Below are 12,971 nucleotides of genomic sequence, written 5' to 3'. Positions count from 1 at the left end.
GGCGAACGCTCAGGCGCAGGTCGCGGCCTTGACGAAAATCAACTGCAGAAAACGGCTGATGTGATGATCCTGGGTGTAGGCATCGGCCAGGCAGGCGCGGGCCTTGTCCAGATGATCCTGCAGACGCCGCTTCACTTCATCTTCCCCGCACAGGGCCATGAAGGTCGACTTGCCGTCGTCCTTTCCCAGGTCTTTCGCCATGTCCGGGCTGCGATCATGCAGGTCGTCGTAGAGCTGGAACGCCTGCCCCAGCTCCAGGGCGAAACACTGCAGCACGGCGCGCGTGGGCGGTGGCGCATCGCTGATCAGATAGGCCATGTCCATGATCGCGCTGAACAGCACGCCCGTTTTCAGATTGTTGGTGGCGGCGATCTCTTCGGCGGTTCGCGGATGCAGTCCGTCACGCAGATCCTGCAACTGACCACGGGCTAGGCCATGGGCACCGATGGCGTTGGCCAGGATCTCCACCAGTTGCGTGCGAATCAACGGCTTCAGCCCTTCGATCCCCGCCACCACCGCAAAGGCCCGTGACAACAGGGCCACGGCGGCCAGAATGGCAACGTCTTCCCCAAAGGCCAGGTGCGTGGTGACGCGACCGCGTCGCAGCTTCGCGTCATCCATGCAAGGCATGTCGTCGAGCACCAGGGACGCGGCGTGCACCATCTCCACGGCGCAGCCCAGGTCCAGCGCCGCCTGGTCGCTGGCGCCCAGCCCGTTCGAAGCCAGGATCAACAGGATCGGACGCATCCGCTTGCCCGGCGCCAGGGCACCGTCGCGCATCGCCGTGGCCACCAGATCGCGCTCGTTGCTCGCCACGGGCAGCAAGGCGTCCAGCCGCGCTTCGATGGTGCAGCGCAGCAAGGCCATGTGCTCGGTAAAACCAGTATCGCTGGTCGCGGGCGTATCAGCTGTCATCGTTCCCTCTATTCTTGTTTCGAGTCCTGCGGGGCAGCCGGGGACGAGATTTCTGCAGGGTTCGGCCCGGGCGGAAACGTTCGCAAACAAGGAACGACTGCTCACCGCCGGTGCCTGAGCCTGTGAAGATGGACATACGTTATGCGAATATGAGCGTGCCGTACAACTCTCTACCATGGACAGACCGCAGGCAGCCGTAAATGATCCTGAGCAATGGAGCTGACATGAAGCCCGACGAGTTGAGTCGACGCAAGGATGACCATCTGGACATCGTCCTGGATCCGCTCAGGGCGACCACGCGCATGGGCGCGGGCTGGGACACTATTCAGTTCGAGCACTGTGCCTTGCCCGAGCTGGATCTGGCGGACATCGACCTGCGCAGTTCCCTGCTGGGCATCGACCTGCAGGCGCCGTTGCTGATCAGTTCCATGACCGGCGGCGCCTTTCGTGCCGTTGCGATCAATCGGCACCTGGCCGAAGCGGCGCAGGCGTTGGGCATTGCCATGGGCGTGGGTTCGCAACGTGTAAGTTTGCAGACCGGCAACGACCAGGGGCTCACCCGCGAGCTGCGGCGCATCGCCCCGGACATCCCGCTGCTGGCCAATATCGGCGCAGCGCAGTTGCTCGAGAACGGTGGCATGGACCTGGCCCAGCGCGCGGTCGACACCTTGGAAGCCAGCGGTTTGATCATCCATCTCAACCCGCTGCAGGAGGCCGTTCAGCCCGAAGGTGACCGTCACTGGCGCGGCGTACTCGCGCAGATCGCCCGGGCGGTGACGGTGCTCAAAGTGCCGGTAGTGATCAAGGAAGTCGGTGCCGGGCTCTCCGCCAGCGTGGCGCAGACCCTGGTCGAGGCCGGTGTGCAGGTCATCGATGTGGCCGGTGCGGGCGGGACCAGTTGGGCTGCGGTCGAAGGCGAACGCGCAACCCGGGCAGCGGACCGCGCGGTGGCCATGGCCTTCGCCGGCTGGGGCATTCCCACCGCCACCTGCGTGCAGACGGTCCGTCAGGCGCTGCCCAACGTACGCTTGATCGCTTCGGGCGGCGTGCGCGATGGCGTCGATGCGGCCAAGGCCATCCGCCTGGGCGCCGACCTCGTCGGTCAGGCCGCCAGTGTGTTGCCGGGCGCTACGCTGTCCACGGAAGCTGTGATCGAACACTTCGAAGTGGTCATCCGCCAGCTTCGCGTGGCCTGTTTCTGCACCGGTTCGGCCAATCTGGCAGGGCTGCGCCATGCCCGTCTGCTCGATTCACAGGCTCTGCCTCGATGAGTCATTTCGGCGTTGTCGCGCCCGCCTATTACAGTCATTTCCACGCGTTGCAGGCGCTGGCCCAGGAGCTGATGCAGCGCGGTCATCGAGTCACCTTCTTTCACCAGGCCGACGCGGCGCGTTGGGTCACGGCCCCCGGCATCGGCTATTGCGTGCTGGGCGCCGCCAGCCACCCGCCCGGCAGCCTGCAACGCAGTCTGCGCTTGGCGGCCAGCCCCGGCACACCCTGGGGCCTGCGGCAGATCATCGAGCAGTTGGCCGCCACTACACGCATGTTCTGCGACGAACTGCCGGCCGCCTTGGAGCAACACGGTGTCGACGCGCTGCTGTGCGATCAAATGGAAGCGGGCGGTGGCCTAGTCGCGGAAAGCCTGGGGCTGCCCTTCGTCTCGATCGCCTGCGCCCTGCCGGTCAACCGCGAGCCGGGCCTGCCGCTGCCAGTGATGCCGTTCGCCTACGGCACCGACGAGCGCAGCCTGCACATGTACCGCGGCAGTACGCAGGTCTACGACTGGCTGATGAAGCCCCATGCCCGCGCCATCCAGGACGCCTCGAAAGCCCTCGGACTGGCGCCGCGCAGCGCTCTGCACGAGTGCCTTTCGCCGTTGGCGCAGATCAGCCAGACGCTGGCGGGCTTCGACTTCCCTCGCCAGGCTGCGCCGCCGCATCTGCACGCGGTCGGTCCGCTGCGCACCGCCACTGCGGCCACCAGAGGGAGTTGGTCGATCAACCCAGGGCGCCCGTTCGTCTTCGCCAGCCTGGGCACCCTGCAGGGCCAGCGTTTGGGCATGTTCGAGCAGATCGCCAAGGCCTGCCGGCAACTCGACGCCCAACTGCTGATCGCCCACTGCGGCTTGCTCGATACAGCGGCCGAAACACGCCTGGCTGTGCTCGGCGCCACCTGGGTCACCGATTTCGCCCCGCAACAGTGGGCGCTGGAACAGGCCGATGCAGTGGTCACCCACGGCGGACTGAACACCGTGATGGATGCCATCGCCAGTGCCACCCCAATGCTGGTGATGCCCATCGCTTTCGACCAGCCCGGCGTGGCCGCGCGGGTCCGCCATCATGGCCTGGGCCTGCAATTGCATCGCCGCGCCCGCTCGCCGCGCATCGCCCAGACGCTGGGTGAGGTCCTGGCCCTGTCGACCCAGCCCTTTGCTTGCTTGAGCGCGGAACTGGCCAGCGCAGGCGGCACGCTGAAGTCAGCCGACATCATCGAAACCGCAATAAACACACGACAGCCCGTAGTTGCCGGAGCCTTGGCATGACGTACGACCTGATCCTGGCCGGTGCCGGCCTGGCCAATGGCCTGATCGCCTGGCGCCTGCGCCAGGCGCGTCCGGAGCTGAACATCCTGTGCATCGATGCGCAACAGAGTCTGGGGGGCAACCATACCTGGTCCTTTCACGACGGCGACCTCACCGCCGAGCAGCATCACTGGATCGAGCCGCTGGTGGTCAAGCGCTGGCCCAGCTACCAGGTGCATTTCCCCCAGGTTTCTCGGGTGCTCGACAGTGGCTACGCCAGCATCACCAGCGAGCGCTTCGCCGAGGTCATCACCCAGGCGTTGGGCGACCGACTGCGCCTAGGTGAAACCATCACCGAACTGGGTCCGCGCCACGTGCGCCTGGCCAGTGGCGAGATGCTGGAGGCCGGCGCGGTCATCGACGGTCGCGGGGTACGGCCCAGCCCACACCTCGTGCTCGGCCAGCAGGCGTTCGTCGGCCAATTGCTGCGACTGGAGCAGCCGCACAGGTTGCTCGGGCCGATCATCATGGACGCCCGGGTGGATCAGGGTGATGGCTACCGCTTCGTCTATGTGCTGCCCTTTTCGGCCGATACCGTGCTGGTGGAAGACACTCATTATGTGGATCGCCACACCCTGAGCACCGAGCAGTTGCGCGAGCACATCGGCGAGTACGTGCGCTGGCAAGGCTGGACGGTCGCAGAGTGCCTGCGCGAAGAACAGGGCGTGCTGCCGATTACCCTGGCCGGCGACTTCGAGGCGTTCTGGCAGCAAGCGTCTGGCCAGCCGCTGTCCGGCCTGCGCGCCGGCCTGTTTCACTGCACCACCGGCTATTCGCTGCCTCACGCGGTGCGCCTGGCCCAATGGCTGGCGCAACAGCCGGTCATGGACGCCGATCGCCTGTTCACGGGCATCCGCGACCAAGCCCGCGAGCAATGGAGCAACCAAGGTTTCTACCGCCTGCTCAACCGCATGTTGTTCCTCGCCGGAAGGCCCCAGGACCGCTGGCGGGTCATGCAGCGTTTCTATCGTTTGTCGCCCGCGTTGATCAGCCGTTTCTACGCAGGCCAAAACCACTGGCGTGACCGCGCCCGCATTCTCGTCGGCAAGCCGCCCGTGCCCGTCGACGAGGCCGTGCGCGCCGCCCTCAGATCTTCTCCCCGGCAGTTCGAGAACCCACATGAATCCAGCTAAAACCGCCATCGTCATCGGCGCAGGCTTCGGCGGCCTGGCCCTGGCGATCCGCCTGCAGGCCGCGGGCATCCACACCACCCTGCTGGAGAAACGCGATCAGCCCGGTGGCCGAGCCTATGTCTATCGCGACCAGGGCTTCACCTTCGACGCCGGCCCGACGGTGATCACCGACCCCACGGCCATCGAAGAGCTGTTCACCCTCAGTGGCAAGCGCATGGCCGACTACGTCGACCTGCTCCCGGTCAAGCCGTTCTACCGCCTGTGCTGGGAAGACGGCACGAAGTTCGACTATGCCAACGATCAGGCCGAACTGGACCGCCAGATCCATGCCCTGAACCCACCGGACGTGGCCGGCTACCAGCGCTTCCTGGCCTACTCCCAGGCCGTGTTCAAGGAAGGCTACCTCAAGCTGGGCGCGGTGCCGTTCCTGTCCTTTCGCGACATGCTCCAGGCCGGGCCGCAACTGGCACGCCTGCAGGCCTGGCGCAGCGTGTATTCGATGGTGTCGAGCTTCATCGAACACGACCAGTTGCGCCAGGCGTTCTCGTTTCACTCCTTGCTGGTGGGCGGCAACCCGTTTGCCACCTCGTCGATCTACACCTTGATCCATGCGCTGGAGCGCGAATGGGGTGTGTGGTTTCCCAAGGGCGGGACGGGGGCGCTGGTGCAAGGCATGGTCAAGCTGTTCCAGGACCTGGGCGGCACCCTGGAGTTGAACGCGGAAGTGGCCGGCATCGACGTCGAGAACGATCGCGCCACGGCGGTGCATGCCCGCGATGGTCGAAGCTGGCGCGCCGACTGTCTGGCGTCCAACGCCGACGTGGTGCACACCTACGCCGACCTGCTGGGCAAACACCCTCGCGGTAAACGCGAGGGCAAGCGCCTCAAGGGCAAGCGGTTCAGCAACTCGCTGTTCGTCATCCATTTCGGCCTCAAACGCCCGCAGCCGCAGTTGCAGCACCACACGGTGTGCTTCGGTGCGCGCTATCAGGCGCTGATCCACGAAATCTTCAACGGCGCCGAACTGGCCTCGGACTTCTCGCTGTACCTGCACGCGCCCTGTGTGACGGATCCCAGCCTGGCGCCGCCGGGCTGTTCCAGCCACTACGTGTTGTCGCCGGTACCGCACCTGGGCAACGCCGCCATCGACTGGTCAGTGCAGGGTCCGCTGTATCGCGACCGCATTTTCGAATACCTGGAAGAGCACTACATTCCTGGCCTGCGCGAAGACCTGGTGACCTGCCGTATCTTCACTCCGGATGATTTCCAGACCGAACTCAACGCGCACCTGGGCTCGGCGTTTTCCCTGGAGCCGGTGCTGCAGCAGAGCGCCTGGTTCCGCCCGCACAACCGCGACGCGCAGTTGAACAACGTCTACCTGGTCGGCGCCGGCACCCACCCCGGCGCCGGCGTACCGGGCGTGATCGGTTCGGCCAAGGCGACCGCTGGGCTGATGATCGCGGACCTGCATCCATGAGCACCTCGGCGCCGGATCCGGCGCTGCGCGAGCATGCCGAACAGAGCATCGCGGTAGGCTCGAAAAGCTTCGCCGCAGCCGCCAAGCTGTTCGACGAACGCACCCGGCGCAGCGCGGTGATGCTGTACGCCTGGTGCCGCCACTGCGACGATGTGATCGATGGCCAGCAGGCCGGTCACGACGCCGTGTCGATCACCCCGCAGGAGGCACAGCGCCGCCTGGCGCTGCTGCAGGCCCAGACCCATGCGGTCTATGCAGGCGTGCCCGCGAGCGAGCCGGCCTTTGCCGCGTTCGCCGAAGTGGTGCGCGAGCACGACATTCCCGAGCACAATGCCCTGGAGCATCTGGCCGGCTTCGAAATGGACGTGCTGGACCGCCGTTATCACACTCAGGACGACACGCTGCAGTATTGCTACCACGTCGCAGGCGTCGTCGGTCTGATGATGGCGCGGGTCATGGGCACCCATGACCCGCGCACCCTGGATCGCGCCTGCGATCTGGGGCTGGCGTTTCAGTTGACCAACATCGCCCGCGATATCGTCGAGGATGCGCGCATCGGTCGCTGCTATCTACCGGCGCAGTGGCTGGAAGAACTGAACATTCCGCTGCAGGACCTGGCGGCGCCCGAGCATCGGCCAGCGGTGGTGGTGTTGGCACGGCGTCTGGTCGACCTGGCCGAGCCCTACTACGCCAGCGCCCAGGCGGGCCTGGCCGCCCTGCCCTGGCGTTCGGCCTGGGCCGTGGCGACTGCGGCGGCCGTGTACCGGCAGATCGGGGTCAAGGTGGTTGCGGCAGGCAGTCATGCCTGGGATACCCGTGTCTCGACCTCCAAGGCCGAAAAGCTGGCAGCGGTCAGCCAGGGATGGTGGCGTGCGGTCAGCGCTCGCTGGCGGCAGTGGCCGAAGCGTTCGACTCAGCTGTGGAACCGGCCTCGTCCGCCTTGCGCAGAGGCCCTTGGTGCAACGCCCGCAACTGAGCGCGCAAACGCGTCGTAGACGGCGCGAACAGAAAACCGAAGGACACGCAGCGGTCCTTGCCCTCGACCGCGTGGTGCATCAGGTGCGCCTGGTACAGGCGCTTGAGGTAACCGCGGCGCGGCACCAGATGGAATGGCCAGCGCCGATGCACCAGACCGTCATGGACGACGAAGTACAACGCGCCGTAGGCGGTCATGCCAGCGCCGATCCATTCCAGCGGATGCAGACCCTGGGTCCCCAGGGCAATCAGCACGATCGCCAGCCCCGCGAACACCACCGCATACAGGTCGTTCTTCTCGAACCAGCCGGTGCGCGGCTCGTGGTGGGAGCGGTGCCAGCCCCAGCCCCAGCCATGCATGAGGTACTTGTGGGCCAGGTAGGCAACGCCTTCCATGGCCGCCAGAGTGATGAAGAAAACCAGGCTGTTGAGAATCACTGCTGCGCTCTGCCAAGACGGATAGACCGCCATCTTAACGCAACCGGCCCACCCGTGGCGTCACGCCGGCCGGCTGCTCATCGGCTGCTCAGCGCAGGCTCCACGAGACGCCGGCGTAGACACCCCGGCCATCGCCCGGCGTGGAACGTGCAACATCGCGGCCCTGGTCGTCGTAGCCGGGGGTGACCGTGCTGGCGTAACGCTTGTTGGTCAGGTTGCGCAGGTCCACCCAGGTCTGCCAGCTTTCATCCGGCGCCGAGTAGCCCAGACTGGCGCCGAACAGTGTGTAGGCCGCCGCATGGTAGGAGTTGGCGTAGTCCACGGCCATGCGCGAGGCGTGCTGCACGTTGAAACCGGTGTAGACGCCGCTGGGGTGGTCGTAGCGCAATTCGGCTTGATAGTAATGTCGAGGCAGGCCAGGCAGCCGGTTATTGCCGAAACGCGCGTCGTCACGGTAGTGGAAATCGCTGTAGGTGTAGGTCTGGCGCAAACCCAGACGTCCGGCCTGCTGCCCCTCCCATAATGGGCTGTCCAGGGCCATCTCGACGCCCTGATGGACCGTCGGGCTGGCATTCGCCTCGCCGATCACCTGCGAGGTGGTGGCCGTGGCGGCCTGGGTTTCGACACTGAGCAGCTCATGGCGGACCTGCGAGTAATACCAGGCCAGATCCCAGCGGCCGAACCAGGCATCGCCACGCCCACCCAGCTCCAGAGTGGTCGCGCTCTGGTTGTCGAGCTCCACGCCATTGCTCTGCAAACCCGTCGCCGCGCCGCTGCCCGGCGCGAAGTAGCGGTTGGAGCCCCAGATCATCGACCAGGGGTGTGGCGGTTCCACCGAACGGCTGAGGTTGCCGAACACCTGCACCTTCGGGCTGTAGTCGTAGCGCAAACCCAGGCGCGGCGCGTAGTCCCAGGCGTGCTGGCTGACCCGGTCATGGGTCACCGGGTAGCTGACCTCCGTCTCGCGACGGGTGTACAGCGCGGCTAGCCCCGTGGTGAGCCAGAGATCGGGCACCAGTTCCAGCTCGTTGCTGATATACACCGTATGATCGGAGCCTTGATAGCTGTAGTCCCGGGTGCGGGTGCCGGGCGCATACCCGGCCGTGTTGCCGACCGGTACCCGGACGAATTCCGACACGCCGGAATTGGGCAATGCCTTGGTGCTGCGCCACCCCACGGTAGTTTTGCTGGCATGGCCGAGCAGCACGTCCTGACGCACATAGTTCAAGGTGCCGCTGACATCGGTGTAGGCCACCTTCATGCGGTTGGTGCCTTCGCGCAGGTCCATCGGATAGTCGTGATAGACCAGACAGGCTTCCAGGCGGGCATCGTCGTCCAGGTGCCAGGTGGTCTTGTTGGCCAGCCAGGTACTGCCCGGTTGAATGCGCTTGGAATCGCGTGCCAGGTTCAAGGCGTTGGCCGCGCGGGGATCATGGGCGATCTGCGCCCGCGTCAGCTTGCCCGGGGTGTCGTTGTCGGTCTCGCGATAGCGGAAGAAGAAGCGCGTTTCCAACTGCGGACTGAAACGGTAGCCGAAGTTGCCTGCCGCACCACGGCTGCCACCTGCGCTTTGATCCTGGAAGCCGTCGTAGCTGGAATCGGTCACGCTGAAATAGTAATCGGCATCACCCAGCACCTGGCCAGAACTGATCTGACGCTTGCTGTAGCCATGACTGCCGACCTCGTAGCGCAGCTGCAACTTGGGAGCATCGTATCCGGTGTGCGTCACATAGTTGATGGCACCGCCCAAGGCCAGCGCGCCGCGATCGAAACCATTGGCCCCGCGCAGAACCTCCACCCGGCTCAGCCACAAGGGCTCCAGCAATTCGTAAGGCGTGCCGCCCGGACCGGTCAGCGGCAGGCCATCGAACATCTGGTACAGCCCCGACGAATGCGCCCCCGGCCCACGGTTGATACCCGAACCGCGAATGGAGATCTTCGCGCCCTCGTTGTTGGCGGCGCGGGCGTAGATACCTGCCTGGTTGCTGAACAGATCCTCGTTGCCCGAGAGCCTGCCGCGCCCGACGGCGGAAGTGTCGATCAGGTTGCTGGCGCCTGGCACCGAACGCAGTGCCAGGTCGGCTTCGTCGATCTCGCTCAGGCGTGCCTCGCTGACTTCCACAGCCTGCAACTCCATCACCTGCGCCGCCAGGGCGGCGCTGGGGGCGCCAAACAAGGCGGCCAGGCCCAGCACTGGCCATGCCGGCGCGCGAGGCGTGGTACAGGTGGAAAGGCAATGCAGACGGTCCCGGACGCGAAGACGGGACGCAGACGGTTGCGGCATGAAACACATCCTTGAAAAGCGGTACGCCCGGGCGGCACTCCCGGACTGGCAGATAACGAGGCCCCACCTGGGGTGGCCATTGGGGAGGATTGACGTTCGCGCGAGCGCTTTAAGCACATCGGGGGGTGAAAAGGAGGTCTGCGTCGATCACGGCTCGCTGCGCAGCGCATTAAGATAATGCGTGCCCTTGACGGTGAGAGCCAGGCGCGTGCGACCGTCCCCGGTCACCGTGGTCACGATATAGCCGACCAGCAGCAAGGCGCGCAGAGCAAAGCCGTCCTCACTGGTGAAGGCTTGCCATTGGGCGCCCTCTATCAGCGTCAGCAACCGCTTGTAGTTGGCCTGGTCTTCGGTCATCAGTGCCCAGCCTCCATTGCGTCCATTGCAAGTGCGGCCAGCTTACTCAAAAGCATCGGCCAAGGTATCGAAAAACACTTTTGGATGTCCAACGGTGTAGCGATGAAAATGCGTAAAGGGAAGTTGAAAAACTGATGGCATTGAACAGGCGCTTTCAGCCACTATCAGCTATAGCTCTTACAGCCCCGGGCGTTTTGCCCGTTTCCTCACTGCCTCCTCAACACCGTCCGTCAAGGGTGATTCCATGGCTTCCATCGAAACGGTACTCGCCGGGCTCGACCCGCCCCTGAAACACGAAACCGAACTCCACGATGGCCTGCTGAAACTGACGCTGACCGACCCCAATGTTCCAGCCCATGTAGAGCGCAGTCTTTCGCCGCGTGAATACGAAGACATCATTCTGTTTCGGCTGCTGGTGCTGCATGCGGTCAATGAAATTCGCGGCAAGGGTTCCCATGCGCCGCTGGAAGTGATGCCCGATATCGAATGGGCCGCCCGCACCTGATTGCAGAGGGCTTGCCAGGTATGCGGCAACTCGTCGCCGTCCTGCACATTTTCTGAATCTTTCCTGCGTGTCACAACTCAATGATGAGTCAACGCAGGAGATCACCATGCCGAACCCAACGCTGTTCATCATTGACTACAGGCTCCATGGAGCGGAAAAATCGTTCATCATTCGTCTACCCACACTGAACAATGCCGATGCCTGGCATTGGGCGAGCTGTGACGCAGGGGTCGGTGTCATCCCCAAGTTCGGCCGCGAACGGGTGCAGAAGGTCAGCAAGCCTAAAGCCGAGCAGTATGGGATTACCGATGTGCGCTGGAGGCCGTCCGGCCAACAGGCGCGCGAAGAAGCAGGGACCGAAGCAGCGCATTGAGTCGCACGATCTCCGCTTCGCCGCGCGCCTGCCGTGTCAGCCGCATCTGCATGACCCTGTAGGGGGTTGCCCACGCAGCCCCCTCAGTCTCCCGGAGGAGTCTCACTCGTCCACTGTTTGCACCATTGAACCCTCCCAACCTTCCGACCTCGATACCGCTGAGCTAGTCTGCCACTGACACGCTCATTTACCGCATTGTCGAAAATGCAGCACAGGACACCTCGCGCCGCGACAGAGCGCAGCCATGAGGCCTTTCATGCCAGGACGCAATCCGCTACATGCCACGAGCGACGAAAGCGCCGAGCCATTATCTCGGCACGCGGGGCGCAATTCGGCTCTGTTTCGTCTCACCGTAACGTTCATCGTGCTGGTCATCTTCACCTTCGTGGGCGTCGAAGGCTGGCGCGCCTGGCGCGACTACCAGCAGGCGTTCGCCACCGCACGCGATTCGGTCACCAACCTGGCCCGCGCCACGGCCCAGCATGCCGAAGATGCGATTCGCCAGGTCGACGTACTGACCGACGCCCTGGGCGAGCGCGTGCAAGGTGACGGCCTGCAGAACATGGACGTGCCGCGCATTCATGCGCTGATGCAGCAACAGGCGCGGATCATGCCGCAGTTGCATGGGCTGTTCATCTACGACGCCAGCGGCCAATGGGTGGTGACCGACAAGACCGGTACACCGGAGGCGGCCAACAACGCCGACCGCGACTACTTCAACTACCATCGCACCCACACCGATCCGAACGTGCGCATCAGCGACGTGGTGCGCAGCCGTTCCACGGACGAATACATCCTGCCGATCTCGCGCCGACTCAATAACCCTGATGGCAGCTTCGCCGGGGTGCTGCTGGGAACGATTCGGGTCAGCTATTTCGTCGACTATTACGGCGACTTCAAGATCGACGATCGCGGCGCGCTGGTCCTGGCGCTGCGCAACGGCCGAATCCTGGTGCGGCGTCCGTTCCTTGCGCCGGTGCTGGGCAAGACCCTGGAAGACAGCGAGATCTTCAAACGCTACCTGCCAGTGGCCGACGAAGGCGTAGTCGAGGTCAAGGCAGTGGTCGACAACACCTACCGCCTGTACGCCTACCGCGCATTGAGCAGCTATCCGCTGGTGGTGGAAGCCGGGCTGTCGCGCGAGTCCTACATCGGCCCCTGGCGGCGCGACCTGCTCAAGACCGGCCTGGTGCTGCTGGTGCTGATCGCAGGCTTGAGTGGCTTCGGCATGATCGTGCTCAAGCAGCTGCGCGAACGCATCGCCATCGAGGAAGAACTTCGCCAGGCCCATCAGATCATGCGTGACATGGCGCTGACCGACAGCCTCAGCGGCCTGGGCAATCGGCGGCGGCTGGACATGGCCCTGGGTGCCGAAATCGGCCGCGCTCGGCGACAGCGCGGCTGGCTGGCGCTGATCATGCTCGATGTCGACTACTTCAAACGCTACAACGATCGCTATGGCCATGCAGCCGGCGACCGCTGCCTGCGCCAGGTGGCCGACGCCATCGTGAAGGTGCTCAAGCGCCCTACCGACCTGGCCGTGCGCTATGGTGGCGAAGAGTTCACCGTGCTGCTCCCCGGTACCGATCTGGAAGGCGCAGGCGTGGTTGCCGAGGCGATCCTGCAGGCCATTCGCGACTTGGGCGTCGAACACCTGGATCATCCTGCGGGGCACGTCACGGTCAGCGCCGGCATCACCGCCGCCCAGCCGGCAGTGGAATGGGTCACGGCCGCGCAAATGCTGATAACCGCCGATGCCTGCCTGTACACCGCCAAACACAAAGGCCGCAATCGCTGGCACGCCTGCGCCACTCAGAGCGGAACGTGACCAGTGTGTCGACCCGATCCGGCGAGCCCATTGGACACATCGGCTTGAACTTCCCGTGTTTCGTATACCTCTGCTACTTACACCCCCCGATTCCGATCAAGAGGC

Annotated in this window: 12 protein-coding genes; 8 read left to right on the top strand and 4 right to left on the bottom strand. The window is 64.7% G+C overall.

Annotated elements, in window-relative coordinates:
- Nucleotides 1–9: 9 nt before the first annotated feature.
- Nucleotides 10–915 (bottom strand): polyprenyl synthetase family protein, encoded by a 906-nt coding sequence (locus ASF66_RS00335; RefSeq protein ID WP_049859894.1) that lies wholly within the window; start codon nt 913–915, stop codon nt 10–12.
- Nucleotides 916–1,139: 224 nt separating this feature from the next.
- Between ASF66_RS00335 and fni the strand changes: the two genes are divergently transcribed.
- The 5 genes from fni to ASF66_RS00310 are packed head-to-tail and all read left to right on the top strand — an operon-like array spanning nt 1,140 to nt 7,101.
- Nucleotides 1,140–2,186 (top strand): type 2 isopentenyl-diphosphate Delta-isomerase, encoded by a 1,047-nt coding sequence (gene fni, locus ASF66_RS00330; protein WP_056842245.1) that lies wholly within the window; start codon nt 1,140–1,142, stop codon nt 2,184–2,186.
- A complete protein-coding gene (locus tag ASF66_RS00325) occupies nt 2,183–3,457 on the top strand; it encodes a glycosyltransferase (protein WP_056842244.1) in 1,275 nt (424 codons plus the stop codon). The genes fni and ASF66_RS00325 overlap by 4 nt, the downstream gene beginning before the upstream one ends.
- Nucleotides 3,454–4,629: a lycopene beta-cyclase CrtY gene (gene crtY, locus ASF66_RS00320; RefSeq protein WP_056842243.1), complete on the top strand. Its 1,176-nt coding sequence runs from the start codon at nt 3,454–3,456 to the stop codon at nt 4,627–4,629. Before ASF66_RS00325 ends, crtY begins: the two co-directional genes overlap by 4 nt.
- The gene (locus ASF66_RS00315) at nt 4,616–6,106 is read left to right on the top strand and encodes a phytoene desaturase (protein ID WP_056842242.1); all 1,491 of its coding nucleotides are present in this window, start codon (nt 4,616–4,618) and stop codon (nt 6,104–6,106) included. The genes crtY and ASF66_RS00315 overlap by 14 nt, the downstream gene beginning before the upstream one ends.
- Entirely contained in the window at nt 6,103–7,101 is a 999-nt protein-coding gene (locus tag ASF66_RS00310; RefSeq protein ID WP_056842241.1) for a phytoene/squalene synthase family protein, read from the top strand. Before ASF66_RS00315 ends, ASF66_RS00310 begins: the two co-directional genes overlap by 4 nt.
- Here the strand turns inward: ASF66_RS00310 and ASF66_RS21790 are convergent.
- The 3 genes from ASF66_RS21790 to ASF66_RS00300 form a co-directional block, all read right to left on the bottom strand.
- On the bottom strand, nt 6,983–7,552 hold the full coding sequence (locus ASF66_RS21790) for a sterol desaturase family protein (RefSeq protein ID WP_082223600.1): 570 nt from the start codon (nt 7,550–7,552) through the stop codon (nt 6,983–6,985). The genes ASF66_RS00310 and ASF66_RS21790 overlap by 119 nt on opposite strands.
- A 55-nt stretch (nt 7,553–7,607) precedes the next feature.
- Complete coding sequence (locus tag ASF66_RS00305) at nt 7,608–9,803, bottom strand: TonB-dependent receptor family protein (RefSeq protein ID WP_082484332.1); 2,196 nt, start codon at nt 9,801–9,803, stop codon at nt 7,608–7,610.
- 147 nt (nt 9,804–9,950) lie between these two features.
- Nucleotides 9,951–10,160, bottom strand: coding sequence for a hypothetical protein (locus ASF66_RS00300; protein ID WP_049859888.1), 210 nt, complete (start codon nt 10,158–10,160; stop codon nt 9,951–9,953).
- Nucleotides 10,161–10,404: 244 nt separating this feature from the next.
- Between ASF66_RS00300 and ASF66_RS00295 the strand changes: the two genes are divergently transcribed.
- The 3 genes from ASF66_RS00295 to ASF66_RS00285 all read left to right on the top strand — a co-directional run bounded on the left by ASF66_RS00295 (nt 10,405) and on the right by ASF66_RS00285 (nt 12,866).
- A complete protein-coding gene (locus ASF66_RS00295; RefSeq protein ID WP_049859887.1) occupies nt 10,405–10,665 on the top strand; it encodes a hypothetical protein in 261 nt (86 codons plus the stop codon).
- A 106-nt stretch (nt 10,666–10,771) separates the two neighbouring features.
- Nucleotides 10,772–11,038 carry a DUF6555 family protein gene (locus ASF66_RS00290; protein WP_049859886.1) on the top strand — a complete coding sequence of 89 codons (267 nt, stop codon included), beginning with the start codon at nt 10,772–10,774 and terminating at the stop codon, nt 11,036–11,038.
- Nucleotides 11,039–11,294: 256 nt separating this feature from the next.
- Nucleotides 11,295–12,866, top strand: a complete 1,572-nt coding sequence (locus ASF66_RS00285) for a sensor domain-containing diguanylate cyclase (protein WP_056842240.1) — start codon at nt 11,295–11,297, stop codon at nt 12,864–12,866.
- The last annotated feature ends 105 nt before the right edge of the window (nt 12,867–12,971 follow it).

The sequence above is a fragment of the Pseudomonas sp. Leaf129 genome (genome assembly GCF_001423465.1).
Classification (GTDB): Bacteria; Pseudomonadota; Gammaproteobacteria; order Pseudomonadales; family Pseudomonadaceae; genus Aquipseudomonas; species Aquipseudomonas coleopterorum.
Note: the sequence above shows the minus strand (reverse complement) of the source record. Positions and strands in the feature narration are given on the sequence as shown.

Coding starts and splice junctions, on each gene's coding strand:
- ASF66_RS00335 (WP_049859894.1), bottom strand. CDS start 915: ATGACAGCTGATACGCCCGCGACCAGCGATACTGGTTTTACCGAGCAC.
- fni (WP_056842245.1), top strand. CDS start 1,140: ATGAAGCCCGACGAGTTGAGTCGACGCAAGGATGACCATCTGGACATC.
- ASF66_RS00325 (WP_056842244.1), top strand. CDS start 2,183: ATGAGTCATTTCGGCGTTGTCGCGCCCGCCTATTACAGTCATTTCCAC.
- crtY (WP_056842243.1), top strand. CDS start 3,454: ATGACGTACGACCTGATCCTGGCCGGTGCCGGCCTGGCCAATGGCCTG.
- ASF66_RS00315 (WP_056842242.1), top strand. CDS start 4,616: ATGAATCCAGCTAAAACCGCCATCGTCATCGGCGCAGGCTTCGGCGGC.
- ASF66_RS00310 (WP_056842241.1), top strand. CDS start 6,103: ATGAGCACCTCGGCGCCGGATCCGGCGCTGCGCGAGCATGCCGAACAG.
- ASF66_RS21790 (WP_082223600.1), bottom strand. CDS start 7,552: ATGGCGGTCTATCCGTCTTGGCAGAGCGCAGCAGTGATTCTCAACAGC.
- ASF66_RS00305 (WP_082484332.1), bottom strand. CDS start 9,803: ATGCCGCAACCGTCTGCGTCCCGTCTTCGCGTCCGGGACCGTCTGCAT.
- ASF66_RS00300 (WP_049859888.1), bottom strand. CDS start 10,160: ATGACCGAAGACCAGGCCAACTACAAGCGGTTGCTGACGCTGATAGAG.
- ASF66_RS00295 (WP_049859887.1), top strand. CDS start 10,405: ATGGCTTCCATCGAAACGGTACTCGCCGGGCTCGACCCGCCCCTGAAA.
- ASF66_RS00290 (WP_049859886.1), top strand. CDS start 10,772: ATGCCGAACCCAACGCTGTTCATCATTGACTACAGGCTCCATGGAGCG.
- ASF66_RS00285 (WP_056842240.1), top strand. CDS start 11,295: ATGCCAGGACGCAATCCGCTACATGCCACGAGCGACGAAAGCGCCGAG.